Here is a 567-nt window from a genome sequence, read left to right as displayed (position 1 = left end):
GTTGCCCCGTCAACGGATGCATGTCACGGATGACGACATCCTCGACCAACGGCTCGGAACCCTCCGTGGATGGCCTCAGAGTCAACTGACGCGCAGTTCCAGACCCGTACACAGTCAACGTGATTCGACGCCACACTCCCGAATGCGTCTGCCCGGCAACGATCTCGCGTATCTCAGCGCTGAGCTCATCGTCGCTCACCGGAGCATCGGGCCAGGACACATAGACGTCGACGACCCGAGCACCGGGTGTGGACTCGGCAAGGCCGGCGATCGCCGACAGCGCCGAATGAAGCCTGGATCGATCGGTGCGCGTAGCGATGACATGCTGATCGACACCACTGAGCGAGAATGCCCCAGTGACGAATCGGCAGTCGTCACGGTCGAAGGCGTGCACGTCCTCGAACTGGTGAATTCCGTAGTACTGCCTGGTTATCGCTTCCAGCAACGCATGTGGATCGACATCGTCACCGAGGAGGTCCATCAGCGGTTCTTCGACGTCGACGACTTCCTGCATGCGGGCGGCGTAGTCGGGTGCGTCGGGGTTTTCGGTGAGGTATTGCAGGCTGC

Annotated in this window: 1 pseudogene; it reads right to left on the bottom strand. The window is 61.2% G+C overall.

Annotation, left to right across the window (positions count from 1 at the left end):
• Nucleotides 1–567, bottom strand: a pseudogene (locus ACODSO_RS29225) (ATP-binding protein); the annotation flags it as partial.

The sequence above is a fragment of the Rhodococcus sp. FG69 genome (assembly GCF_057808915.1).
This window is presented reverse-complemented; position numbering and strand designations above follow the sequence as displayed.